Source organism: Plantactinospora veratri, from assembly GCF_036421995.1.
Taxonomy (GTDB): domain Bacteria; phylum Actinomycetota; class Actinomycetes; order Mycobacteriales; family Micromonosporaceae; genus Plantactinospora; species Plantactinospora veratri.
Map to the genome: position 1 here is coordinate 236,968 of NZ_JAZGQL010000007.1, position 23,511 is coordinate 260,478.

Consider the following 23,511-nt stretch of genomic DNA (forward strand, 5'->3'; position numbering starts at 1 on the left):
TATGTCCTTCCGGGTGATCGACCGGGCGCACCCGGGTAATCCGTGGTTCTCCTGGGACTATGTGCAGGGCAATTCGGAGACCATCCTCGCCGCCCTGCGGGAGCATGCCGCCCTCACCGCCCAGGCCGTGCTGATCGCCGCCCTGGTCGCGATCCCGCTCGCCGTGCTGGCGTACTGGTTCCGGCCACTCACCGGGCCGATTCTCGCACTCTCCGGAGTGCTGTACACGATCCCCTCGCTGGCACTCTTCGCTTTCGTCGCACCGTACCTCGGCACCGGGACCACGACGGTGCTGCTCGGGCTGGTCCTCTACGCCCTGCTGCTGATCGTCCGGAACGTGCTGGCCGGGCTCAACCAGGTGCCGGAGGAGGTCCGGGACGCGGCCCAGGGCATGGGGTACGGCCGGTTCGCCCGGCTGCTCCGGATCGACCTGCCGCTGGCACTGCCGGGCATCTTCACCGGCCTGCGTCTGGCGACCGTCTCCACGGTGGCCCTGGTCACCGTGGGAGTACTGGTCGGGCACGGCGGGCTCGGGCAGCTCATCCTCGGCGGCTTCCGGAACAACTTCTTCAGGGCCGAGATCATGACCGGGACGCTGCTCTGCGTACTCCTGGCCCTGATCCTGGACCTGCTCCTCGCCGGCCTCGGCCGGCTGCTCACGCCGTGGGCGCGACGTCGCGGAGCCGCCGGGTGAGCGCGAGGAGTGAGCCGGTGTTGCGAGCCCCGCAGTCGCGAGCCGGAGGTGGGCAGGGGTGAGCGCGAGGAGTGAGCCGGTGTTGCGAGCCCCGCAGTCGCGAGCCGGTGGAGGGCAGCGATGAACCCGATCGAGCAGGCCGTCGTCTGGCTCAACGACCCGCTGAACTGGACCAATCCCGGAGGTGTCCTCGACCGGCTGGTCGAGCACCTCGGCATCTCGGCCGCCGCCGTGGCGCTCGGCTGCCTGGTCGCCTGGCCGCTCGGGCTCTGGCTCGGGCACACCGGTCGGGGCGGCGGTGCCGTGGTGCTGGTCTCCAACGTCACGCTGGCCATCCCGACCATCGCGCTGCTCACCATCCTGCCGCTGACCGCGCTCGGCTTCGGCAAGCCGCCGGTGATCATCGCGTTGGCGGTCTTCGCGGTGCCGCCGCTGCTGGCGAACGCCTACACCGGCATCCGGCAGGTCGATCCCGAGGTGCGGGACGCGGCGCGCGGGATGGGGCTCTCCGGCGGGCAGTTGCTGCGCCGGGTGGAGTTGCCGCTCGCGGTGCCGTACCTCGCGGCCGGGTTCCGTACCGCCGCGGTGCAGGTGGTGGCGACCGCCGCGCTCGCCTCGTTCGTCAACGGAGGCGGGTTGGGGCAGATCATCAGCGCCGGGTTCGGACTGGGCATAGCGGTCGGCGGCGGTCAGATCCTGGCCGGCGGGCTGCTCGTCGCCCTGCTGGCGCTGCTGGTCGAACTGGTCTTCGCGCTGGTGGAACGGGTCGTCACCCCGCGGCCGTTGCGCCGGAACCGGCGCCGGACGATCCGGCGGGCCGACCAGCGGGCGGCGGCGGCGATCACCGGCTCCTGACCCGTGGGCAGCCGATCGGCAGCCGCGCCGGTGTGGGCCTGGTCACGTTCGGCGACCCTCGGCGTCACTGGGGAGGGCCTCCGGCACGCGGGATTATCGCGAAGAGTAGTCGCCTGTGCGCACCGTGTGCCTGTTTGCGTGACGATCCGATGACGAAGCCGGCATCGGATTGTCGTACCAGACGGGAGGATGTTTCGTGAGTACTCGCGGGCGGCCGTCCTGTCCTGTCGCCCGTCGGACACGCGGCCGGCCCACCCGGGCCGCGCCGGGACACAGGAGGCGGGCGTTTTCATGCGCACACGTACACGTCTGGCAGTCGGCGCCGCCGGCGCCGTCGTCGCGGCCGGTTTTCTCGCCGGCTGCGGTGGAGCCGGCTCGTCCGGCACCCAGGCCCCGGCAACCGGGGCGCAGGGCGCCGGTTGCGCACCGGTGGCCGGGTCGGGCCTGGTCGTGCTCGACGACGACAAGAAGCTCCAGAACAGCGACAACATCATTCCGGCGATCAACAGCAAGGCGGCCCAGCCGCAGCTGGTCGCGGCCCTGGACAAGGTTTCGGACAGCCTCGACACCAGCAAGCTGATCGGGCTGAACAAGGCGGTCGACGTCGACCGCAAGACCCCGAAGGTGGCCGCCGAGGAGTTCGCCTCGGCCAACAACCTCACCGCCGGCATCCCGACCGGCGGCACCGGCTCGATCACCGTCGGCGCGGCCAACTTCAGCGAGAACCAGACCCTGGGCGAGCTGTACCGGATCGCCCTCACCGCCGCCGGCTACCAGGTCAAGGTCCAGCAGATCGGCAACCGCGAACTCTACGAGCCGGCGCTGGAGAAGGGCGACATCCAGGTCGTTCCGGAGTACGCCGCGACGATGGCGGACTTCCTGAACAACAAGGTGAACGCCAAGGGCGGGGCGACCCCGCCGCCGATCTCCTCACCGGATCTCAACCAGACGGTGAGCGGGCTCAAGGCGGCCGGTGAGAAGGTCGGCATCACCTTCGGCAAGCCGTCGGCGGCGCAGGACCAGAACGCGTTCGCGGTCACCAAGGAGTTCGCCGACAAGTACGGCGTCCGCACCCTCAGCGAGCTGGCAGCGAAGTGCTCCGGCTCGGCGACGGTGCTCGGCGGTCCGCCGGAGTGCCCGCAGCGGCCGAAGTGCCAGGCCGGACTGGTCCAGGTCTACAACTTCAACGCCGGCCGGTTCGACTCGCTCGACGCCGGTGGCCCGCAGACCAAGTCGGCGCTGACCAGCGGCACGATCAGCGTCGGGCTGGTCCTCTCCTCCGACGGTGCGCTCGCCACGAGCTGACGACCGGCGTCCGGGGACCCAGTTCCCGGACGCGAGCGGCGGAACCGGCCCCGTCCGTTGGCGCCGCCATTTCCGTCCCCGGCAACTGTGGGTAGGCTCGACTGCCATGTCAGCCCGCGAGGCTCCCGAGGAAACCCGCCGTCGGCCGCTGCTGACCGTACTCTTCTGGGTCGGGGTGGGCCTGGCACCGCTGGCCGCCCTGTTACTGCTGGTCGGGCAGGGCAACGGGCCGCTGCGGATCGCGGCGGTGCTCGCCGTGCTGGCGGTCGTACTCATCGGACTGTCGATCACGTTGCGTGGCGACTCGGAGGGTGTCCGGCTGGACCTGGAGGAAACCCTCATCGAGGAACTCGACGACCTGCGGGGCGAACTGCGCAACGACATCGCCACGGCAGCCCGGGCCACGCACAAGGCGTTCGGCGAGAAGCTCGAGGTCGTACAGGGCAACGTCGAGGCGCTGCGTGGCCAGATCGAGGCTGTCCGGGCCGCCGCCGTCGTGCCGGGTACCTCCGCTCCGGCCGCCGCGACCGGTCCGGCCGCTGCCGCCGTGGCCGGTGGCGTGGCCGGTACCGCCAGCGTGCCCGCCGGGCGTGCGGCGGCCGAGCCGGGCCAGAGCGGCTGGGCCGGCGCCGATCCGGGTCGGACCGGTCGGGTACCGGACGAGCCCGCCTCGGCGCGCTGGGCGCCGGGCGGACCGGGCCGGGAGGGTCCGGGTGGCCGCCCCGAGGGGCCACGCCGGGCAGGGAGCGGTCCGGCTCCGTCACATGCCGTGGCTCCGGCGCACTCGGCGGGGCCCTCCCACGCTGCCGGGCCCTCCCACGCTGCGGGCCCGTCGCACTCGGTGGACCAGGGCGACACCGGCGAGTTCCACGGTGGGCCGGGCGGTGGTTACCGGGGCGGCGCCGGCTACCGGGGCGGCAGCTACCAGGGGAGCGGCCAGCCCGACGGCGACCGGGCCGGGGCGGGCCGGGGGCGGTACGGCCGGGACGACGGTGCGGCGGCGGAGCCGGGACAGTACGGCCACTCGTGGGCGCAGGGCGCCCGGCCGCATCGGGGCGGCCCGGGCGGGATGTCCGGCAACCCCGGTGGCGTTTCCGGGCCCCCGCTCGGTCGGGGCGTGGTCCGGCACACCGAGACCGTGCAGGTGACCACCAGGCAGACCATCGTCGGCGGGCACGAGGACGACGACCATGCCGGCTACGGCGGCGGGACCTACGGCGGCGGCGTCTACGGTGGCGGCGCCCGGTCGGGCGGCTACGGCAACGGCGGCTACGGCGGCGCGGGGCAGCCCGGCGGCTACGACGGCCAGCCCGGTGGCTACGGCGACGCGGGGCAGCCCGGTGGCTACGGCGGCGCCCAGGCCGGTGGCTACGGTGGCGCCCAGGCCGGTGGCACCTACGACGGCGGTGGGACCTACGGCGGTGGGACCTACGGCGCCGACACCTATGGCGGCGGCGAGGAGCCGGCCGGTGGCCCGGGTCGAGGCGGTGACGGGCGTCGGGGCGGCAGCGGCTACGGGGGCGGCACCTACGGCGGTGGCCCCGAGCGGGACGGGCGCGACGGGGACCCGGACGATTGGCGGCCGGCGCAGGGGCGGCAGGCCGCCGAGCCCGCCGACGAGGGGCGGGACGGACGCCGGCCCGGCGGAGACGGCGGCTGGCGTGGCCGTTCCGCCGAGCCGGAGCCGGATCCGGGGATCGGCGACCCGGCCGACGACTCGTACTGGGCCGAGCTGCGGGCCGGCGACCGCTGGACCTCGGTACGCAGTGACGACCGGGGCCGGGAGGTCCGGATGGGCGAGCGGCGGGCGTCGATGCGATCGGACGAGTCCGGTACCGAGCTGCGGGTCGAGGACCGCTGGGCGGAGATGCGCCGGGAGGAGCCGGGGCCGGGCGAGGAGCGGCGGGCGGGTCGGCAGTGGTCGGAGTCCCGGGACGACGACCGGCGCTCCGGCGGTCAGCGCGGTCAGCGCGGCTCGGGCGGTTCCGGCGGCTGGTCCTCCGACGACGCCGTCCCGCGCGGCGGTACCGGCGACTCCGGCGACGGCCCGGGCTGGGAGCGGTCCGGCGCTGCGCCGGCGCTGCCCGCCGGAGGTGTGGACCCGGCCTCCGTCTGGGGTCCGCCGCGACAGGAGCCCGAGCCGGAGCCGGCCCGGCGGGGACGGCGGCATCGGGACGACGAGGAGTACGGCTACCCGCCGCTGGACGAGGCGCCCCGGGCCGGCGGCACCCGGCGGTCGGAGTACGGCTACTCCGCCGAGAGCGACTGGCGCTGACCGGCGCGCCGCCGGCCGGGGCGAGTGCTCGGCCCTTCGGGCAGCCGGGCGGTCACTTGTCGATGTCGCCGACGACGAAGAACATCGAGCCGAGGATCGCGATCAGGTCCGGCACCAGGCAGCCGGGGAGCAGTGTGGACAGGGCCTGCACGTTGGCGTAGGACGCGGTGCGCAGCTTCATCCGCCACGGTGTCTTGTCGCCCCGGGACACCAGGTAGTAGCCGTTGATCCCGAGCGGGTTCTCGGTCCAGGCGTAGGTGTGCCCCTCCGGCGCCTTCACCACCTTCGGCAGCCGCACGTTCACCGGGCCACTGATCCGGTCGACCTGGTCCAGACAGCGTTCCGCGAGGTCGAGCGAGACGTACACCTGGTCGAGCAGGACCTCGAACCGGGAGTGGCAGTCCCCGGCACTGCGGGTGACCACCGGCACCTCCAGCGACCCGTACGCCAGGTAGGGCTCGTCGCGGCGCAGGTCGAGGTCGAGCCCGGAGGCCCGGGCGACCGGGCCGGAGGCGCCGTACGCGGCCGCGTCGGCGGCGGAGAGCACCCCGACCCCGACGGTACGGGCCAGGAAGATCTCGTTGCGCCGGATCAGGTTGTCCAGGTCCGGCAGGCGGCGGCGTACCTCGCCGATCGCGGCCCGGGCCCGCCGGGTCCAGCCGGCCGGTATTTCCTCCTTGAGCCCGCCGACCCGGTTGAACATGTAGTGGATCCGGCCGCCGGAGACCTCCTCCATGACGGTCTGGAGGGTCTCGCGTTCCCGGAAGGCGTAGAACATCGGGGTGATGGCGCCGATCTCCAGCGGGTAGGAGCCGAGGAACATCAGGTGGTTGAGCACCCGGTTCAGCTCGGCCAGGGCGGTACGCAGCCAGACGGCCCGCTCCGGCACCTCCATCCCCATCATCCGCTCGACCGCCAGCACCACACCCAACTCGTTGGAGAAGGCCGACAGCCAGTCGTGCCGGTTGGCGAGCACGATGATCTGCCGGTAGTCGCGTACCTCGAAGAGTTTTTCGGCCCCCCGGTGCATGTAGCCGACGACCGGTTCGGAGGAGATCACCCGCTCGCCGTCGAGCACCAGTTTGAGCCGGAGTACGCCGTGGGTGGACGGATGCTGCGGCCCGATGTTCAGCACCATGTCGGCGGTTTCCAGGCCCGCCCCGGTGCCGACGGTCAGCTCCCGCAGCGCCCCGGTGTCGGCAGTCATGCCCGTCATCGTGCCACGATCCGCCCGGCCGCATCGCCGGCCAGCGTGACGTCCGGTCCGGCGCCGAGCCACCCGGCCGACCCGGGGTCGCCGAGCCATCCGGCCGGCCCGGGGTCGACGCCGACCGGTTGCAGCAGCCACCAGTGGCCGCCGAGGCCGGCCGGGTCGGTCAGCTCGGCTGCCGTGGAGGCCCGGGCGAGCGCCCGGACGTAGCCGGCCGGGTCGGTCGAGGCGAGCGCCAGTGGGGGTCGTCGCCCGTCGGCTCCGAGCGCGCGCAGCGCACGGTGCTGTTCGACCAGGGTGTACGGCAGGCCGGCCCGCGCCGTACCGGCGGCCGCCACCGAGTCGATAGCGACGTGCGCGGTCAGGTCGCAGCTCCCGTCCGGTACCGGGTCGACCTGCCGGCCGGAGCGGAACCCGGTCAGCGTGCCGCGCACCGGGCGGGTGTCCCGCAGGTGTCCGTAGTCGACGGCGAGGGCCAATCCCCGGTGCAGGCTGCCGACCGCCCCGGCCCAGGCGGTGTCCCGGGGCAGGCCGATCTCGACCCGCTCCGGCGGTCGTGGGTCGGACCCGGCCCGGCCCGGCGACGGCCGCTCCGGCGGGGGCGGCCACCAGCGGGCCAGCCACTCCGTCTCGGCCGGGTCGAGCGGGCCGCCGATCGACTCGGCGCCGGTGGCCGGGTCGACGAGTATCCGCCGCCAGCCGGCCGGGCCGGCCTCCGCCACGTCCAGCGGTACGTTGTCCAGCCACTCGGTGCCGAGCAGCAGACCGACGACCCGCTCGGGCAGGTCCGGGCGCCAGTCGACCGTCTCCGGAACCGAGCCCGGGCGCGGGGCCAGTTCGACCCCGGTGAGCCGGAGCCGGGCGGCGAGTTCCGGTGGGGCGAGCCGGGCGAGGGTGCCGAGGAGTTCACCCCGGCCGGCACCCACGTCGACCACCTGCAACGGGTCGGGTCGGCCCAGCGCGGCGTCGAGCCGGTCGAGCAGCCGCAGCAGGGCACTGCCGAGCACCGGTACGGCGTGCGCACTGGTCCGGAAGTGCGCCGCCGGTCCGGCACCGCCGACGAAGAATCCCCGGTCACCGTAGAGCGCGGTGGTCATCGCGGCTCGCCATCCGATCGGCACCGGCCCAGGTTATGCGGCGCCGGTCACCCCGGGCCCCCACCCGCCGTCGGACGGCCGGCGACGGCGGTGAAGGTTTTCACAACCTCTTGGTCCCGAGCTGGCCGGACGGCGCATACTTGCGATCGACCGGTACCACTTATCGAGGACTGGATCACGCTATGAGCGCTTCCGCGCGCCCGCAGACCGCCACCTCCGGCGGGTCGGCCCGGCCATCGGCCGCCGCCCCGAGCCGTGATCCGGCCGGCCAGGGTCAGTCGCACCCCATGATCCCCCGCCAGCTCACCGTCGGCGTGATCGGCGCCGGCCGGGTCGGTGCCGTGCTCGGCGCCGCGCTGGGCCGGGCCGGGCACCGGGTGGTCGCCGCCGCCGGGGTCTCGACCGCTGCCCGGGACCGGATCGCCCGGCTGCTGCCCGGGACCGTGGTACGTCCCGCCGACGAGGTGGCCCGGGTCGCCACCGACCTGCTGCTGCTCGCCGTACCCGACGACTCGCTGGCCCCGGTCGTCGCCGGGCTGGCCGGGACCGGCGCGCTCCGGCCCGGGCAGGTGCTGGCGCACACCTCCGGCGCGCACGGGCTCGACGTCCTCGCCCCGGCCGTGGCGGTCGGGGCGCACCCGCTGGCGCTGCACCCGGCGATGACCTTCACCGGTACCGCCGAGGACCTGCGCCGGCTGCCCGGCATCTCGTACGGGGTGACCGTCCCGGAGCCGCTGCGGCCCTTCGCCGTCCGGCTCGTCGCCGACCTCGGCGGGGTACCCGAGTGGGTCGCCGAACCGGACCGCCCGCTCTACCATGCCGCGCTCGCGCACGGCGCGAACCACCTTGTCACGCTGGTCAACGAGGCGGTGGACCTGCTCCGCGCCGCCGGGGTGGCCCAGCCGGCGAAGGTGCTCGGGCCGCTGCTGCGGGCCGCCCTGGACAACTCGCTGCGGCTCGGCGACGCGGCGCTGACCGGGCCGGTGTCCCGGGGCGACGCCGGTACGATCGCCCGGCACCTGGACCGGCTGACCGCCACCGCCCCGGAGTCGGTACCCGGCTACCTGGCGCTGGCCCGCCGTACCGCCGACCGGGCGATCGCCGCCGGCCGGCTCCGCCCGGCCGACGCCGAGGCCCTGCTCGGGGTGCTGGCTGACCGGGACCGGAAGGTCACCGCCGCGTGACGACCGGGCGGCGGGAAGAGCGGCACGCGACCGGGAGTGGGGAGCCGAGATGACCACGGTGTTGCGTACCCGGGCGGAGCTGGCGGCCACCCTGGCCCCGCTGCCCGGAAAGCTGGCGGTGGTGATGACCATGGGCGCGCTGCACTCCGGGCACGAGGCGCTGCTGCGGGCGGCCCGGGAGCGGGCCGACACCGTACTGGCGACGATCTTCGTGAACCCGCTCCAGTTCGGCCCGAACGAGGACTTCGACCGGTACCCCCGGACCTTCGAGGCAGACCTGGCGGTCTGCCGGGCGGCCGGGGTGCGGTACGTCTTCGCGCCGTCCCGGGAGGAGCTGTATCCGGACGGCGAGCCGATGGTCAGGGTCGACCCGGGCAGCCTCGGCGAGGAGCTGGAGGGCGCCAGCCGCCCCGGCTTCTTCACCGGGGTGCTGACCGTGGTGGCGAAGCTGCTCAACCTGCTCCGGCCGGACGTCGCGCTCTTCGGTGAGAAGGACTACCAGCAGCTCACCCTGGTCCGCCGGATGGTCCGCGACCTGGAGTTGGACGTCGAGATCGTCGGCGTGCCGACCGTGCGCGAGTCGGACGGGCTGGCGCTCTCCAGTCGCAACCGCTACCTCTCGGCGGAGGAACGGACCTCCGCGCTGCGGCTGTCGGCGGCGCTGCGGGCCGGCAGCGCCGCCGCCGGAGCCGGGCGGGGTGCCGACGGTACGCTCGCCGCCGCCTACCGCGCCTTCGGCGAGGGTGCGACCGGCGCCAAGCTGGACTACCTGGTGCTGACCGCACCGGACCTGGGCCCGGCACCGGCCACCGGACCGGCCCGGATGCTGGTGGCCGCCTGGGTCGGCTCCACCCGGCTGATCGACAACATGCCGGTCGACCTGGCTCCGGCTCCCGCACCGGCCAACTGAGGCCCGACCCCACCCGACGCCCGCCCGAGACACACCCCTGGACCACGGAGGGACGTACCCGATGTTCCGCACGATGCTCAAGTCGAAGATCCACCGGGCCACGGTGACCCAGGCGGACCTGCACTACGTCGGTTCGGTGACCATCGACGCCGATCTGCTGGACGCCGCCGACCTGCTCCCCGGCGAGCAGGTCGCGATCGTGGACGTGACGAACGGGGCACGGCTGGAGACGTACGTGATCCCCGGTGAGCGCGGCAGTGGCGTGATCGGCATCAACGGCGCCGCCGCGCACCTGGTGCACCCCGGTGACCTGGTCATCCTGATCTCGTACGGCCAGATGGACGACGCCGAGGCGCGGACGTACCAGCCCCGGATCGTGCACGTCGACGCGGCGAACCGGATCATCGAACTGGGCGCGGACCCGGCGGATGCCGTACCGGGAATGGTCGGCGACCCGGTCCGCGGCGACCTCGTCGCCACCGCCTGACCCCCGGGAAGCGGCCTGTTCCGGCTGATCCCCGGGCAGCGGCCGGCTCCGGTGGCCGATCCACCTCCGTCGGCCTCTCCCGGGGCGACCCGCCGGAGAGATGATCTTCCCGTCCGGGTGACCCTGCCGGTTAACGTAGGGTGCAGCCATCCGGACCGTTGGCCGCCCTGGGGAGGACGCGATGCGCCGTTGGACGAGCGCCCTGGCGCTGGCCGGGGCGGTGCTGCTCGGCGTCGCCGGCTGTGCGCCTCCGGGCGGCACCGACGGCGACCTCACCAACGACTGGGCGCCGGTCGGCGAGCCGGCGGTCTTCACCCCGGCGGCCGAGACCTGCCACTCGGCGGACTTCTCCGAGACGGTCTACCTGTCGTCGTACCTGCCGGTGGACTGCACCACCAACCACCGGCTGGAGACCGTGCACGTCGGCACCTTCGCCGGGGCGGCGGGCGAGGCGGAGAAGCCGCCGGCACCGGGCTCGGCCGGGTTCACCACCGCGTACGCCGAGTGCGACAGCCGGGCGCGCGGATTCCTCGGCGCGGACTGGCGTACCGGCCGGCTCTGGCTCGGTGTGGCGGTGCCCTCTCCCAAGGGCTGGGCGGCCGGGGCCCGGTGGTTCCGCTGTGACCTGACCGAACTGTCCAACGTCGAGGAGGACGGCGACGCGGTGACCCGGACGGCGAGCCTGAAGGGCGCGCTGCGCGAGGCCGGACCGCTCCGGTTGGGCTGCTACGCCACCACCCTGACCCGGACCGAGACGATCGACCGGATGCCCCCGGTGGAGTGCTCGGCCCGGCACAACACCGAGTTCGCCGGGGTGTGGCGGGCACCGGCGACGTTGAGGTACCCGACGGCGGAGCGGGACTGGCAGCCCTTCTACGACGGCTGCTACACCATCGCGGCCCGGTTCGCCGGGGTGTCGCAGAGCACGGTGCGGTTCCGTACCGGCGTGGTGGCGCTGCCCGGTGGGCGGGACGACTGGACGTCGGGCAACCGTGGGGTTCGGTGCTATCTCTGGGTCTCCGACGGTAAGTTCACCCGCTCGCTGAAGGGTGCCGGCGCGAGCGGGCTGCCGATCCGGACCGGTTGATCCCGTTCGATCCGGTCCGGAGCGCCTCGTCGTCCGGTTCGGGAAGCGTCGTAGGCCACTACTCCGGCCCCCGGGGCACCCCGGCCCACCCGTACGCGGTTGACTGGAGCGATGCAGTTTCCGACCGTCGACCTGCCGGTGGTACCCCGGCTGCTGGCCGCGCCGGCACCCGGCTGGGTGGAGACGACCGACGTGGTCGTGATCGGGTCGGGCATCGCCGGGCTCACCGCCGCACTGCACCTGCGCGAGGCGGGACTGCACGTGACCGTGGTGACCAAGGTCAACATCGACGACGGCTCCACCCGGTGGGCGCAGGGCGGCATAGCGGCCGTACTCGATCCGTTGGACACCCCGGCCGCGCACGCCTCGGACACCGAGCTGGCCGGGGTCGGGCTCTGTGACCCGGCGGCGGTCCGGGTGCTGGTGGAGGAGGGGCCGACCCGGCTGCGGGAGCTGATCCGGGCCGGGGCCGAGTTCGACCGCAACCCGGACGGCTCGCTGATGCTGACCCGGGAGGGCGGGCACCGGGCCGACCGGATCGTGCACGCCGGTGGCGACGCGACCGGGGCCGAGGTGCAGCGGGCGCTGCACGCCGCGGTCGGCCGCGATCCCTGGATCCGGCTGGTCGAGCACGCCCTCGTCCTCGACCTGCTCCGGGCTCCGGACGGCGGCTGGGCCGGGCCCGGGCGGGCCTGCGGGATCACCCTGCACGTGCTCGGCGAGGGCAGCGAGGACGGCGTCGGCGCGATCCTGGCCCGGGCCGTGGTGCTGGCCACCGGCGGGATGGGGCAGGTCTTCGCCGCCACCACGAACCCGGTGGTCTCCACCGGCGACGGCGTCGCCCTGGCGATGCGGGCCGGTGCCGCCGTGACCGACCTGGAGTTCGTCCAGTTCCATCCGACCGCGCTGCTGGCGCCGGCCGCCCCCGGGGTCGACGGCGGCGCCCCGGCCCGCTCCGCCCAGCAGCCGCTGGTCTCCGAGGCGCTGCGCGGCGAGGGCGCGCACCTGGTCGACGCGGACGGCAAGCGGTTCATGGTCGGCCAGCACGAGCTGGCCGAGCTGGCCCCCCGGGACGTGGTGGCCAAGGGGATCCACCGGGTGCTGCTGGCCACCGGCGCCGACCACGTCTTCCTGGACGCCCGGCACCTCGGCGCGGAGTTCCTGGCCCGGCGCTTCCCCACCATCGTCGCCTCCTGCCTGGCCGCCGGGATCGACCCGGCCGAGCAGCCGATCCCGGTCGCACCGGCCGCGCACTACGCCTCCGGCGGGGTACGCACCGACCTGCACGGCCGCACCTCCATCCCGGGCCTGTACGCCTGCGGCGAGGTCGCCTGCACCGGTGTGCACGGCGCGAACCGGCTGGCCAGCAACTCGCTGCTGGAGGGGCTGGTCTTCGCCCGCCGGATCACCCAGGACATCGCCCGGGACCTGCCGGCGCAGGCCGAGCCGGCACCGACCGGGGCGTGGCGGGGCGGCGAGGGCGCGACGGTCGACCCGGCGGTGCGGGAGAGCCTGGCCCGGGCGATGACCCGGGGTGCCGGGGTGCTCCGCTCCGCCGACTCGCTCCGGGCCACCGCCGCCGAGCTGGTCACCCTCGGCGCGACCCGGGGTGCGCCGCGCACCGCGAGCTGGGAGGCGACCAACCTGCTCACGGTGGCCGCCGCACTGGTCGGCGCGGCGTACGCCCGGCAGGAGACCCGGGGCTGCCATTGGCGTGAGGACTACTCGCAGGCACGCGATGATTGGCTCGGACACCTGGTCGGGTCGATCGGTCCGGCGGGCGAGCTGCGACAGGACTGGGAGGCACTGTGCTGACGGACCCGACCACGCGGGCGCTGCGGGACGCCGGGCTCGACCCGGCGGAGGTGGAACGCGTCGTGCAGGCGGCGCTGGACGAGGACCTGGGGCCGGAGCGGCTGGACGTGACCAGTGTGGCGACCATCCCGGCCGGGCAGGTCGGCACCGCCGAGGTGGTGGCCCGGGCCGGTGGGGTGGTGGCCGGGCTGGCCGTGGCGGCGGCCGTCTTCGAGCTGGCCGGCGGCCCGGAGGTGCGGGTGCTGCCGGTGGTCACCGACGGTGCCGAGGTCGCCGAGGGCGACGTGCTGGCCAGGGTGACCGGGCCGACCCGGGGGCTGCTCACCGCCGAGCGGACCGCGCTGAACCTGCTCTGCCGGATGTCCGGGGTGGCGACGCACACCAGGGCCTGGGTGGAGGCGCTGGGCGGCAGCAAGGCGACCGTGCTGGATACCCGGAAGACGACTCCGGGGCTGCGCGCGCTGGAGAAGTACGCGGTACGGGCCGGCGGCGGCGCCAACAAGCGCCTCGGGCTCTACGACGTGGCGATGATCAAGGACAACCACAAGCTGGCGGCCGGCGGCATCGCACCGGCGTACCGGCGGGTCCGGGAGGCGTTCCCGGCGGTGCCGATCCAGGTCGAGGTGACCACGGTGGCCGAGGCGCTGGAGGCGGTGGAGGCGGGTGCCGACTTCCTGCTCTGCGACAACATGTCCCCGGCGCTGCTCGCCGAGGTGGTGACGGCGGTCGGCGACCGGGCCGAGCTGGAGGCGACCGGTGGGCTGACCCTGGCCACCGCCGCCGAGTACGCGGCGACCGGCGTCGACTACCTCTCGGTTGGGGCGCTGACCCACTCCTCGCCTATCTTGGACATCGCACTGGACCTCCGCTCGCGCGCCGCGTAGCGGCGGGACGCGCCACGACTCGGGGTTCGGGACTGACGACATGCTGCTCTGTATCGACATCGGCAACACCAACACCGTGCTGGCGACCTTCGAGGGCGAGAAGCTGGTGCACTCCTGGCGGATCAAGACCGATGCCCGGTCCACCGCCGACGAGCTGGGCCTCAAGCTGCGCGGCCTGCTGGCCGGTGACGCGGTGGAGGTCACCGGGGTGGTCGCCTGCTCGACGGTGCCGGCGGCGCTGCGCTCGCTGCGTACGATGCTGGCCCGCTACTACGCCGACCTCCCCAGCCTGATCGTCGAGCCGGGGGTGAAGACCGGGGTGCAGCTGGCGATCGACAACCCGAAGGAGGTCGGCGCCGACCGGGTGGTGAACACGCTGGCGGCGTACACCCTCTACGGCGGGCCGTCGATCGTGGTCGACTTCGGCACCACCACCAACTTCGACGTGATCAGCGGGCGGGGGGAGTTCCTCGGCGGGGCGTTCGCGCCGGGGATCGAGATCTCCTTCGACGCGCTGGCCGCCCGGGCGGCCCAGTTGCGCAAGGTCGAGCCGGCGGTGCCCCGTTCGGTGATCGGCAAGAACACCGTGGAGTGCCTCCAGGCCGGCATGTACTTCGGCTTCGCCGGCCAGGTGGACCGGATCGTCGAGCGGATGGTCGGTGAGCTGGGCGAGGTGCGGGCGGTGATCGCCACCGGCGGGCTGGCGTCGCTGGTGATCGGCGAGTGCCGGACGATCACCCACCACGAGCCGATGATCACGCTGATCGGGCTGCGGATGGTCTACGACCGCAACCGCTGACCGCCCGCCGGCCCGCCCCGGTCAGCGGGGTCGGCCGGCTCAGCGTCGGCGGGCCCGGAAGACCAGGGTCCGGTACGGCAGCTCGAAGCTCTCCCGTCCGGCCAGGTCCGGGTGGCTGGCGGTCAGCTCCCGGATCGCGGCCGCGACCTCCCGCTGCTGCCGCGGGCTGGCGGTGAGGTAGTGCGACCGGGTGCTGATCATCCCGACCAGGGCGTCCGGGGTGAGGGTCACGCCGTGCCGGAACTCGTTCCGTTCGACCGGGGCGAAGTCCGGGCCGTAGCCGTCGATGCCGGGTCCGTCGTCCCGGGCGCCGCGCCCGCCGAGGATGTCGACGGTGATCGCGGTCAGCGCGGCCACCCAGGGCACCGACTCGTCCCGGTGGTTGAAGATCGCCGCGTACGTCCCGCCGGGGCGCAGCAGCCGGGCCCCCTCGGCGTGCGCCACCGGATGGTCGAACCAGTGGTACGCCTGCCCGGCGACGATCGCGTCGACGGATCCGTCCGGCAGCGGCACCCGCTCGGCCGAGCCGGCCCGGGCGACCGTCCCCGGGGTGGCGGTGTCGAGCCTGGCCCGCATCCCGGGGTCCGGCTCGACCGGCGTCACCCGGTGGCCGAGCCGCAGCAGTACCCGGGTGAGGATGCCGGTGCCGGCGCCGAGGTCCAGCACCTCGGCCGGGGCGGGACGGCCGACCGCCCAGCCGACCGCAGGTTCCGGGTAGCTCGGCCGGTACCGGTCGTAGTTCCCGGCCGCGGCACCGAAGGAGAGGGCGTGGGACTGGTCGACCATGCCTGGAGGTTATCCAGTGCCCCGGCGCCGACGCACTTGAGTACGCTCGGGGCCGAACTCCGCCGACACGATTTCCCGAGGAAACATGCCGTGAGCCAGCAGATCCCGAACCCCGCCGATCCCGTGGACGACCTTCCCGAGCAGATGCGGGTCCGCCGGGAGAAGCGGGACCGCATGCTCGCCGAGGGCGTTGCGCCGTACCCGGTGGGATATCCGCGCACCGCGACTCTCGCCGAGATCCGGGCCCGTTACGCCGATCTTCCGACCGACACCGCGAGTGGGGACGTGGCCGCCGTCACCGGCCGGGTGATCTTCGTCCGGAACACCGGGAAGCTCTGTTTCGCCACCCTGCGCGACGGCGACGGTACGGAACTCCAGGCGATGTTCTCGCTCGACCGGGTCGGGCAGGAGCGGCTCGACGCCTGGAAGCGGCTGGTCGATCTCGGCGACCATGTCGGGGTGACCGGTGAGGTGATTACCAGCCGGCGTGGTGAGCTTTCCGTGCTCGCCGATTCGTGGGAGCTGACCGCGAAGGCACTGCGGCCGCTGCCGGTGGCGCACAAGCCGCTTAGCGAGGAGGCCCGGGTCCGGCAGCGTTATGTCGATCTGATCGTGCGCCCCCGGGCCCGCGAGATGGTACGCACGAGGGCGGCGACGCTGCGTAGTCTGCGCGATTCGCTGCACGCCCGGAGTTTCATCGAAGTTGAAACCCCCATGCTGCAACCGCTGCCCGGCGGGGCCACAGCCAGGCCATTCGTGACGCACAGCAATGCGCTAGACACGGATCTGTATCTGAGAATCGCCCCCGAGCTTTTTCTCAAGCGGGCGGCGGTCGGCGGCATCGACCGGGTCTTCGAGATCAACCGTAACTTCCGTAATGAGGGGGTCGACTCTTCGCACTCGCCGGAGTTCGCCATGCTCGAGGCATACGAAGCGTACGGTGACTATGACACTATGGCGACCCTCACCCGGGACCTGGTGCAGGCGGCGGCGCTCGCCGCGACCGGCTCGCAGGTGGTGACCCACGCCGACGGCACCGAGTTCGACCTCGGCGGGCAGTGGCGTTCCGTGACCCTCTACGGCACCCTTTCCGAGGCGCTCGGCGAGGAGGTGACCGTCCGCACCGGCATGGCCGACCTGCTGGGGTACGCGGAAAAGGTCGGCCTCGCGGTCGACGCCAAGTGGGGGCCGGGCAAGCTCGCCGAGGAGCTTTTCGAGGAACTGGTCGTACCCACCCTGCGGCAACCCACCTTCGTCCGGGACTACCCGGAAGAGACCAGCCCGCTGGTGCGGGCGCATCCCGACCAGCCGGGACTCACCGCCAAATGGGACCTCTACGTGCTCGGTTTCGAGCTGGCCACCGGCTACACGGAGCTGGTCGACCCGGTGGTGCAGCGGGAGCGGCTGGTGGCCCAGGCGCAGCGTTCCGCCTCCGGGGACGACGAGGCCATGCGGCTCGACGAGGACTTCCTGCGGGCCATGGAGTACGGAATGCCGCCGCTCGGGGGCATGGGAATGGGAATCGACCGGCTGCTGATGGCCCTCACCGGCCTCGGAATTCGGGAAACGATCCTCTTCCCGATGGTCCGCCCGGAGTAGTTGCCGCCGCGCGGCCTGTCGCGTAGTTTCGCCATCCTATTGACGGAGCAAGCATCTAACGGGCTATTGTGCTCTTGTTTGCGGCGAACCTGCTCGAAAGGATAGCGACACGTGGCCAAGCAGATCATTCACAAGCTGGTCGATGACCTGGACGGCGGAGACGCGGACGAGACGGTCAAGTTCTCGCTCGACGGCGTGCAGTACGAGATCGACCTGTCGAACAAGAACGCCGGCAAATTGCGGGACCTATTCGCCCCGTACGTCGCGGCCGGCTCGAAGGTGGGCCGGGGCGGCGTGGTGGTCGGCGGTCGTGCCGCACGGGGGCGGGGTGGCGCCACCGCCGACCGCGAGCAGAACAAGGCGATCCGGGCCTGGGCCAAGAAGGAAGGCAAGGACATCTCCGACCGCGGGCGCATCCCGCAGGAGATCGTGGACGAGTACCACGCCAAGGCGGGCCGCTAGGCGTCGGTGCTTCCCCGACCCGCGAGCGGGGGGGGGGGGGGGGGGGGGGGCCCCCCCACCCCGCTCATTTTTCGCCGTGTCGGGCGGTATGAGACGATTAGCGGGAGTGTCCGCTTCGTTACTGTCGGTGACCCGGGAACATCCTGGCGGTCCAGGCGTTGTCCACATCCAGTGGACGAAGTTGTCCACAGCCTGTGGATGACGCGGGGCCGCGTCGCCCGGGCGGGGACTCGAAATTTCGCTCTGCGCGTACAGCGGACGGTCCGGGAAGCATCGCTGAGCGTGGACGGTTGGGAAAAACGTCGCGTACGTGGCTCATTCCGGGAACACACGACCTCAGGAGAGTCGGCTCGCGGCGATAGAGTAAGGGAGCACGGATGTCCGCCTCGGGCGTCCGGGTGGTGGCCCCGCCACGATGCTTGGCCATCAAGATCGAGTGCGCACGGCACGTGAGGAGCACGAGGGCATGTTCGAGCGGTTCACCGACCGAGCGCGGCGGGTTGTCGTCCTGGCTCAAGAAGAAGCCCGGATGCTCAACCACAACTACATCGGTACGGAACACATCCTGCTAGGCCTCATCCACGAGGGTGAGGGCGTCGCGGCGAAGGCCCTGGAGAGCCTGGGGATTTCGCTGGAGGGCGTCCGCCAGCAGGTCGAGGAGATCATCGGCCAGGGTCAGCAGGCGCCGAGCGGGCACATCCCGTTCACGCCGCGGGCCAAGAAGGTGCTGGAGCTGTCGCTGCGCGAGGCGTTGCAGCTCGGCCACAACTACATCGGTACGGAGCACATCCTGCTCGGCCTGATCCGCGAGGGCGAGGGCGTTGCCGCCCAGGTGCTGGTGAAGCTCGGCGCCGACCTCAACCGGGTCCGGCAGCAGGTGATCCAGCTCCTCTCCGGCTACCAGGGCAAGGAGCCGGCGGCTGCCGGTACCGCGCCGGGTGAGGCCGCGCCGTCGACCAGCCTGGTGCTGGACCAGTTCGGTCGCAACCTGACCCAGGCTGCCCGGGAGGGCAAGCTCGACCCGGTCATCGGCCGGGAGAAGGAGATCGAGCGGGTGATGCAGGTGCTCTCCCGCCGTACCAAGAACAACCCGGTCCTGATCGGCGAGCCCGGGGTCGGCAAGACCGCGGTCGTCGAGGGGCTGTCCCAGCGGATCATCAAGGGCGAGGTGCCGGAGACGCTCAAGGACAAGCAGCTCTACACGCTTGACCTGGGTGCCCTGGTCGCCGGCTCGCGATACCGCGGTGACTTCGAGGAGCGCCTGAAGAAGGTGCTCAAGGAGATCCGCACCCGCGGCGACATCATCCTGTTCATCGACGAGATCCACACCCTGGTGGGTGCGGGTGCCGCCGAGGGCGCGATCGACGCGGCGAGCATCCTCAAGCCGATGCTGGCCCGTGGCGAGCTGCAGACCATCGGCGCGACGACGCTGGACGAATACCGCAAGCACCTGGAGAAGGACGCCGCCCTGGAGCGGCGGTTCCAGCCGATCCAGGTGGGTGAGCCGTCGCTGACCCACACCATCGAGATCCTCAAGGGTCTGCGGGACCGTTACGAGGCGCACCACCGGGTGAGCATCACCGACGCGGCGCTGGTCGCGGCGGCGACGCTGGCCGACCGGTACATCTCGGACCGGTTCCTGCCGGACAAGGCGATCGACCTGATCGACGAGGCCGGTGCCCGGATGCGGATCCGTCGGATGACCGCGCCGCCGGACCTGCGTGACTTCGACGAGCGCATCGCCCAGGTGCGCCGCGACAAGGAGTCCGCGATCGACGCGCAGGACTTCGAGCGGGCCGCGCAGCTGCGGGACAAGGAGAAGCAGCTGCTGGGCCAGAAGGCGCAGCGGGAGAAGGAGTGGAAGGCCGGCGACCTCGACGTCGTCAGCGAGGTCGACGACGAGCAGATCGCCGAGGTGCTGGCGAACTGGACCGGCATCCCGGTCTACAAGCTCACCGAGGAGGAGACCTCCCGGCTGCTCCGCATGGAGGACGAGCTGCACAAGCGGGTCGTCGGCCAGGAGGACGCGGTCCGTGCGGTCTCGAAGGCGATCCGGCGTACCCGGGCCGGCCTGAAGGACCCGAAGCGGCCGTCCGGCTCGTTCATCTTCGCCGGCCCGTCCGGCGTGGGTAAGACCGAGCTGTCCAAGGCGCTGGCGGAGTTCCTCTTCGGCAGCGAGGACGCGCTGATCCAGCTCGACATGTCCGAGTTCCACGACCGGTACACCGTGTCGCGGCTGGTCGGGGCGCCCCCCGGCTACGTCGGCTACGACGAGGGTGGCCAGCTCACCGAGAAGGTGCGGCGCCGGCCGTTCTCGGTGGTCCTGTTCGACGAGATCGAGAAGGCCCACCCGGACGTCTTCAACACCCTGCTCCAGATCCTGGAGGACGGGCGGTTGACCGACGGCCAGGGCCGGATCGTGGACTTCAAGAACACGGTCATCATCCTGACCACCAACCTGGGTACCAGGGACGTGGCCAAGGCGGTCTCGATGGGCTTCCAGGCCTCCGAGGACTCCGACTCGAACTACGAGCGGATGAAGCAGAAGGTCAACGACGAGCTGAAGCAGCACTTCCGGCCGGAGTTCCTCAACCGGATCGACGACACGATCGTGTTCCACCAGCTCAACCAGACCGAGATCCTCTCGATCGTGGACATCATGATCCAGCGGATCGAGACCCAGCTCCGCAACAAGGACATGGGCCTCGAGCTGACCGACAACGCCAAGAAGTACCTGGCGAAGAAGGGCTTCGACCCGGTGCTGGGCGCCCGGCCGCTGCGGCGGACGATCCAGCGCGACATCGAGGACAACCTGTCGGAGCGGATCCTGTTCAACGAGCTGACCCCGGGCCAGATCGTCGTCGTGGACTGCGAGGGCGACCCGGACAACATCGACAAGTCCAAGCTGGTCTTCCGCGGCGCGGACAAGCCGGTCCCGGTGCCCGACGCGGTGCCGGCCGACCTCGGCAACACCGCCGCGGCCGGCGCGGACGAGTAGGCGAACGGCAGCTCAGACAGCGCATGAACGGTTCGGCCCGGTGGCAGTCGCCACCGGGCCGAATTCGTCTTCGCGGCGCGGCTATCCGTCGATGCCGCCCTCACCGGCCAGCACGCAGGTGTCGTCGAGCATCTCGACCAGGCCGTCCTCGATGAGCCCGGCGAGTGCCCGGGACCGTTGCAGGTCGTCGGACCAGACGAGGTCCAGCCGGGCCCGCGGCACCGGACCGGTCGCCTCCCGGAGTACGGCCAGCAGCTTGCCCCGGACCTGGCGGTCGGTGCCGGCGTACCGCTGCGGCCGGCGGGTCGGGCCGGCCGGCGCGGTACGCCCCGACGCCCGCCAGGCGCATCGGGCGGCCAGCGGACAGTCGACGCACCGGGGCGCCCGGGCGGTGCAGACCAGCGCACCCAGCTCCATGAACGCGGCGCTGGCCCGGGCGGCCCGTTCCGGCGCCATCGGCAGCAGCGCCTCGGTGGCGACCAGGTCGGCGGGACGGGTCGCCGGCCCCGCGTCCGGCTCTCCGGCGACGGCCCGGGCCACCAGTCTCCGAACGTTGGTGTCCACCACCGGGTGCCGCTGCCCGTACGCGAACGCTGCCACCGCCCGGGCCGTGTAGTCGCCGACGCCGGGCAGCGCCAGCAACTCCGCCAGTCCGGTCGGCACCTCGCCGCCGTGCCGCGCCAGCACGGCGACCGCGCACTCGTGCAGCCGCAGTGCCCGGCGGGGATAGCCGAGCCGCCCCCACATCCGGATCGCCTCGGCCGGGGTGTCCGCGGCCAGGTCCGCCGGCCGGGGCCACCGGGTGAGCCAGGCCCGCCAGGCGGGGAGTACCCGTACCACCGGGGTCTGTTGCAGCATGACCTCGCTGACCAGGATCGGCCACGCCCCGATGCCGGGTTCCCGCCACGGCAGGTCGCGGGCGTTCTCGTCGTACCACCGGATGGCGTCGGCGGCGAGTTCCGAAGTTGTCGTCGACATGGCGCCGTCGATCCTGTCATGCCGGACCGGTCGGCGGCCGGGGCGGGCGCCGGAATCTCCGTCGTCCCGGAGCGTGGGCCGGCGGTCGGGTCGGGCCCCGGACAGGTGGATGATCGGGCAGACTGCCCGGATGAACGAGCTCGCGATCACCGTCATCGGTCCGGACCGGCCCGGCATCGTGGCCGACGTGACGGAGGCGCTCGCCCAGGTCGGGGCCAACCTGACCGACTCGACCATGACCCGGCTGCGCGGGCACTTCGCGATGACGCTGATCTGCGTCGGCCCGTCCGGTGCCGAGGCGGAGGCGGCGCTGACCCCGGTCGTCGCCGACGGTCCGCTGGTGGCGACGGTCCGCCAGGTCGGCGCCGAGGCGTCGAGTACGCCGTTCGGCGAGCCGTACCTGATGGCGGTGCACGGCGCCGACCGGCTCGGCATCGTCGCCGCGCTGACCCGGGTACTCGCCGAGGCCGGCGGTAACGTGACCGACCTGACCACCCGGCTGACCGGCCCGCTCTACGTCCTCCTCGCCGAGGTGGAGCTGCGGCCGGACGCGGCCGAAGGGATCGCCGCCCGGCTGGCCGAGGTGGCCGCCGGGCTGGACGTGGAGGTCACCCTGCGGCGTGCCGACTCGGACCTGTTGTGACCGGGAAGGACGACACCGGGATGGCCGAGGAGTGCGGCCTGGGTGACTGGACACCCGAGTTGCTCGGCGACCGGGGTGCCGTACGCCCGGTGGTGACCGCCCCGGCCGGGGTGCTGAGCCGGGAGGGTGCCACCGTCGACCCCTGCGACGACGACGTGGTGCGGCTCGCCGCCGACCTGGTGGCCACCATGCGGGTCTCGCCTGGCTGCGTCGGCCTGGCCGCACCGCAGATCGGGGTCGGGGCCCGGGTCTTCGCGGTGGACGTGACCGGGCACCCGAAGACGGTCACCGCGCACGGCACCTTCGTGCTCTGCAACGCCGAGGTCGTCGAGGCGAGCCGCTGGCGGCCGGGGCGGGAGGGCTGCATGTCGGTCCCCGACCTCACCGGCGACGTGAAGCGGGCCAGCCGGGTGGTGGTGCGGGCAGTACTGCCCGGCACCGGAGCGGCGGTCCGGCTGGTCACCGACGGCTTCGAGGCCCGGGCGTTACAGCATGAGATCGACCACTGCGCGGGCCGGCTCTTTCTGGACCGGGTGGCCGGCGCGCACGCCGTCTACCAGCGGAAGGTCTATCTGTGACCGGCGGCGCCGAGACGGCGTGCCAAGGCTCCGGCGCGTCGCGGGGATCCGGGCGACCCGTGCCGATACGGTGAAACCATTATGCGTCTGACGGTTGGCCCCCTTCCGCCCGCCGTGTATTGGCGGCGTCGAGCCGTCGTGCTCGGCGCCCTGCTGCTCTTCCTGGTCGTGATCCTCTACTCCTGCGTCAACACAGCGGGCGACCCCGGAAAGGACAAGACCGCCAACCCTGGGCCGTCCGCGACGCTCACTCCGCACGTCGACCCGTCGGCGTCCGGCCCGCCCGCGTCGGGCGCCCCCGAGTCCGGTGCTCCGGAGCCGGGTGGACCGGGCGGCGAGCCGACCGACCTCCCTCCGGCGGGTGAGGAGGACACCTCCGTCGAGCCGGCGGGCGGCCAGGTGCCGCCGGCGCCGCCGCCGGTGCCCAACGAGTGCACCGACCAGGAGATCTCGGTGACACCGGTGCCGTCGCAGACCTCCGCGCAGCGGGGCCAGACGATCGAGCTACGGCTCAAAATCAAGAACGTCTCCGACCGGACCTGCAACCGGGACGTCGGTGCCGACCTCCAGGAGCTGTACATCAAGTCCGGGGCCCGCAAGGTCTGGTCGTCGGACGGGTGCAGCGAGGTCCGGGCCAACGACATCCGGCCGTTCCCGCCCAGCCACGAGAACGCGTACACGATCTCCTGGAACGGGCGCGAGAGTTCCAAGTGCGCCAACCAGCTCGCCGCCGGGCCCTATCCGGCCGCCGGCAGCTACGAACTCTTCGGCCGGCTCGGCAACAAGCTCAGCAAGCCGGTCCGGATAACCATCACCGGCTGACCGGCGGCGACTCGGCCGTCCCGACAGGCCACCGGCCCCGTCC

General features: G+C 72.9%; 21 protein-coding genes. 17 read left to right on the top strand and 4 right to left on the bottom strand.

The window, feature by feature from the left end; translation table 11 throughout:
• Position 1 precedes the first annotated feature (1 nt).
• The 4 genes from V1634_RS11755 (at position 2) to V1634_RS11770 (ending at position 5,129) form a co-directional block, all read left to right on the top strand.
• Positions 2–694: an ABC transporter permease gene (locus tag V1634_RS11755; protein ID WP_331207785.1), complete on the top strand. Its 693-nt coding sequence runs from the start codon at positions 2–4 to the stop codon at positions 692–694.
• Between the two features lie 120 nt (positions 695–814).
• The gene (locus tag V1634_RS11760) at positions 815–1,549 is read left to right on the top strand and encodes an ABC transporter permease (RefSeq protein WP_331207786.1); all 735 of its coding nucleotides are present in this window, start codon (positions 815–817) and stop codon (positions 1,547–1,549) included.
• 291 nt (positions 1,550–1,840) lie between these two features.
• Complete coding sequence (locus tag V1634_RS11765; protein WP_331207787.1) at positions 1,841–2,854, top strand: glycine betaine ABC transporter substrate-binding protein; 1,014 nt, start codon at positions 1,841–1,843, stop codon at positions 2,852–2,854.
• A gap of 106 nt (positions 2,855–2,960) precedes the next feature.
• Positions 2,961–5,129, top strand: a complete 2,169-nt coding sequence (locus V1634_RS11770; RefSeq protein WP_331207788.1) for a hypothetical protein — start codon at positions 2,961–2,963, stop codon at positions 5,127–5,129.
• A 52-nt stretch (positions 5,130–5,181) separates the two neighbouring features.
• Here the strand turns inward: V1634_RS11770 and V1634_RS11775 are convergent, their stop codons facing one another.
• Together V1634_RS11775 and V1634_RS11780 are read right to left on the bottom strand one after the other, a co-directional pair.
• Positions 5,182–6,345 (bottom strand): NADH-quinone oxidoreductase subunit D, encoded by a 1,164-nt coding sequence (locus tag V1634_RS11775; RefSeq protein WP_331207789.1) that lies wholly within the window; start codon positions 6,343–6,345, stop codon positions 5,182–5,184.
• Positions 6,342–7,460 carry an SAM-dependent methyltransferase gene (locus V1634_RS11780; RefSeq protein WP_331207790.1) on the bottom strand — a complete coding sequence of 373 codons (1,119 nt, stop codon included), beginning with the start codon at positions 7,458–7,460 and terminating at the stop codon, positions 6,342–6,344. The genes V1634_RS11775 and V1634_RS11780 overlap by 4 nt, the downstream gene beginning before the upstream one ends.
• Positions 7,461–7,618: 158 nt before the next feature.
• On the opposite strand from V1634_RS11780, the gene V1634_RS11785 reads away from it, so the two are divergent.
• The 7 genes from V1634_RS11785 (at position 7,619) to V1634_RS11815 (ending at position 14,602) form a co-directional block, all read left to right on the top strand.
• Positions 7,619–8,620 carry a Rossmann-like and DUF2520 domain-containing protein gene (locus V1634_RS11785; protein WP_407951761.1) on the top strand — a complete coding sequence of 334 codons (1,002 nt, stop codon included), beginning with the start codon at positions 7,619–7,621 and terminating at the stop codon, positions 8,618–8,620.
• Between the two features lie 49 nt (positions 8,621–8,669).
• A complete protein-coding gene (panC, locus tag V1634_RS11790; RefSeq protein WP_331207791.1) occupies positions 8,670–9,530 on the top strand; it encodes a pantoate--beta-alanine ligase in 861 nt (286 codons plus the stop codon).
• Positions 9,531–9,591: 61 nt separating this feature from the next.
• Positions 9,592–10,017, top strand: coding sequence for an aspartate 1-decarboxylase (gene panD / locus V1634_RS11795; RefSeq protein ID WP_107257402.1), 426 nt, complete (start codon positions 9,592–9,594; stop codon positions 10,015–10,017).
• A 181-nt stretch (positions 10,018–10,198) separates the two neighbouring features.
• The gene (locus V1634_RS11800) at positions 10,199–11,104 is read left to right on the top strand and encodes a septum formation family protein (protein ID WP_331207792.1); all 906 of its coding nucleotides are present in this window, start codon (positions 10,199–10,201) and stop codon (positions 11,102–11,104) included.
• Positions 11,105–11,215: 111 nt separating this feature from the next.
• A complete protein-coding gene (locus V1634_RS11805) occupies positions 11,216–12,919 on the top strand; it encodes an L-aspartate oxidase (protein ID WP_331207793.1) in 1,704 nt (567 codons plus the stop codon).
• The gene (nadC, locus tag V1634_RS11810; protein WP_331207885.1) at positions 12,916–13,803 is read left to right on the top strand and encodes a carboxylating nicotinate-nucleotide diphosphorylase; all 888 of its coding nucleotides are present in this window, start codon (positions 12,916–12,918) and stop codon (positions 13,801–13,803) included. Before V1634_RS11805 ends, nadC begins: the two co-directional genes overlap by 4 nt.
• A 40-nt stretch (positions 13,804–13,843) precedes the next feature.
• The gene (locus V1634_RS11815; RefSeq protein WP_331207794.1) at positions 13,844–14,602 is read left to right on the top strand and encodes a type III pantothenate kinase; all 759 of its coding nucleotides are present in this window, start codon (positions 13,844–13,846) and stop codon (positions 14,600–14,602) included.
• A 39-nt stretch (positions 14,603–14,641) separates the two neighbouring features.
• Here the strand turns inward: V1634_RS11815 and V1634_RS11820 are convergent, their stop codons facing one another.
• A complete protein-coding gene (locus tag V1634_RS11820; protein WP_331207795.1) occupies positions 14,642–15,388 on the bottom strand; it encodes a class I SAM-dependent methyltransferase in 747 nt (248 codons plus the stop codon).
• Positions 15,389–15,532: 144 nt separating this feature from the next.
• Between V1634_RS11820 and lysS the strand changes: the two genes are divergently transcribed.
• From lysS to V1634_RS11835, 3 genes are all read left to right on the top strand, one after another.
• On the top strand, positions 15,533–16,987 hold the full coding sequence (lysS, locus tag V1634_RS11825) for a lysine--tRNA ligase (RefSeq protein ID WP_407951772.1): 1,455 nt from the start codon (positions 15,533–15,535) through the stop codon (positions 16,985–16,987).
• Between the two features lie 111 nt (positions 16,988–17,098).
• The gene (locus V1634_RS11830) at positions 17,099–17,449 is read left to right on the top strand and encodes a histone-like nucleoid-structuring protein Lsr2 (RefSeq protein WP_101369180.1); all 351 of its coding nucleotides are present in this window, start codon (positions 17,099–17,101) and stop codon (positions 17,447–17,449) included.
• Between the two features lie 466 nt (positions 17,450–17,915).
• Positions 17,916–20,447 carry an ATP-dependent Clp protease ATP-binding subunit gene (locus V1634_RS11835; protein WP_331207886.1) on the top strand — a complete coding sequence of 844 codons (2,532 nt, stop codon included), beginning with the start codon at positions 17,916–17,918 and terminating at the stop codon, positions 20,445–20,447.
• An 81-nt stretch (positions 20,448–20,528) separates the two neighbouring features.
• On the opposite strand, the gene V1634_RS11840 is transcribed toward V1634_RS11835, so the two are convergent.
• Positions 20,529–21,425 carry an HhH-GPD family protein gene (locus V1634_RS11840; protein WP_331207797.1) on the bottom strand — a complete coding sequence of 299 codons (897 nt, stop codon included), beginning with the start codon at positions 21,423–21,425 and terminating at the stop codon, positions 20,529–20,531.
• A 130-nt stretch (positions 21,426–21,555) separates the two neighbouring features.
• On the opposite strand from V1634_RS11840, the gene V1634_RS11845 reads away from it, so the two are divergent.
• From V1634_RS11845 to V1634_RS11855, 3 genes are all read left to right on the top strand, one after another.
• Complete coding sequence (locus V1634_RS11845; protein ID WP_331207798.1) at positions 21,556–22,068, top strand: glycine cleavage system protein R; 513 nt, start codon at positions 21,556–21,558, stop codon at positions 22,066–22,068.
• 20 nt (positions 22,069–22,088) lie between these two features.
• The gene (locus tag V1634_RS11850; protein ID WP_331207887.1) at positions 22,089–22,646 is read left to right on the top strand and encodes a peptide deformylase; all 558 of its coding nucleotides are present in this window, start codon (positions 22,089–22,091) and stop codon (positions 22,644–22,646) included.
• Between the two features lie 81 nt (positions 22,647–22,727).
• Complete coding sequence (locus V1634_RS11855; protein ID WP_331207799.1) at positions 22,728–23,468, top strand: hypothetical protein; 741 nt, start codon at positions 22,728–22,730, stop codon at positions 23,466–23,468.
• Positions 23,469–23,511: the final 43 nt, after the last annotated feature.